General features: G+C 58.3%; 2 protein-coding genes. Both read right to left on the bottom strand.

Annotation, left to right across the window (positions count from 1 at the left end):
- Positions 1–277: 277 nt before the first annotated feature.
- Entirely contained in the window at positions 278–583 is a 306-nt protein-coding gene (locus IVA74_RS06885; protein WP_247341004.1) for a hypothetical protein, read from the bottom strand.
- Positions 584–748: 165 nt separating this feature from the next.
- Complete coding sequence (locus tag IVA74_RS06880; RefSeq protein ID WP_247341002.1) at positions 749–964, bottom strand: dodecin family protein; 216 nt, start codon at positions 962–964, stop codon at positions 749–751.
- Between the last annotated feature and the right edge of the window lie 255 nt (positions 965–1,219).

Below are 1,219 nucleotides of genomic sequence, written 5' to 3'. Positions count from 1 at the left end.
TCGTCTTCGTCCTCCTCGTCTTCATCGGGATCCCGGGGCGGCATCGCGGTGCCCACAAGCATGAGCGGTGTCCAGCCGATCGCTGTGGTGGAAAATGCTTCGGAGGTGTGTTGCTTCATGTCGTTACTGCTCCTCGAAAAGCACGCCCGTCGAATATTCCTGGCGGGCGGCACGCGCATGTCCAGGACGCGAGCGTGCAAACGCGAGGGTGACATCAGGTCGATTACAAGAGCAAGGCGCGGCACCCGCCACGCCAGTGGTGACGTTTGCCGCTACTTTATACCTGAAGACCCTCCAGCTCTATGTTCACCAAAACCTCGCCGGTGGTAACTTCGGGAACCCCAAGATCAAGGTCATGTAGACTCGCCTGAACAAACGCCAGTATCTTGGCATTCGCTGCGTTGGCGCTTTCGCGGTCGTCAAATATCATCACGGCGATACCGACACCGTCGCCCGCATCCAGCACATGGTAAGATCTGAATCCCTGCGATTGCCTTAGGATCTCACCGACGCCGCTCTTGGCGCGACGAGCGGCGTCCGCTACCGAACGAACCATGGTGTACTTGCGAATGACCATGTACATGGGGCCACCACGCGCCACACGCCCCCTCGCATCAAAGCATATCGGTCCCAGTCGGACTAGGGCCAACTTCCGGGATGGGCCACAGCGTCCGGTTGGGCGGACCGCGCAACGCCCCTTTTCCAATGAGCCATCCTCGCCCCGCAAGTGGGGGCGAGGTGCCGAGGCTCAGGAGCCCTCGAATTTGAACGATACGTTGAGCTTGGCGCGATAGGCCTCGACTTTTCCCTTGTCATCCAGTTGCATATCGAGCTTGACGACCTCTGCAATGCGAAGATCTCGGAGAGATTTTGCAGCTTGCTCGACCGCATTGGCGGCCGCCTTCTCCCATGAGTCGGTGCTGGTACCGATCAGTTCAATGACCTTGTAGACGCTATCGGGCATGTCGTTCTCCTGTTCGGTATGAAGCAGGAAGCAGGTGCTCCCTGCCGTTGTGAAATCTAGCATCAGGATATCGGCGCTGATACGACACGATACGGACTCGGACGTCGCCCGGGGTCGATAAAGGACAAACTGCATTTGGCGGGCATGGCGGCCTTTTGGCCCATCAGCGAAGTTGCTCCTTGTCTGGCGGAGGTCCGCTCATACCGCCATTGCAGGCCAGATTTGCTCAACCTGAGTTCTTCTCATTTTGACCCA

This window comes from Bradyrhizobium sp. 132 (genome assembly GCF_023074185.1).
In the GTDB taxonomy this organism is placed as follows: domain Bacteria; phylum Pseudomonadota; class Alphaproteobacteria; order Rhizobiales; family Xanthobacteraceae; genus Bradyrhizobium.
The sequence above is the reverse complement of the archived record's forward strand: the minus strand, read 5'-3'. Positions and strand labels throughout refer to the sequence as shown.

Bases quoted from the DNA above. Each gene is read 5' to 3' on its own strand.
- IVA74_RS06885 (WP_247341004.1), bottom strand. From the start codon at position 583: ATGTACATGGTCATTCGCAAGTACACCATGGTTCGTTCGGTAGCGGAC.
- IVA74_RS06880 (WP_247341002.1), bottom strand. From the start codon at position 964: ATGCCCGATAGCGTCTACAAGGTCATTGAACTGATCGGTACCAGCACC.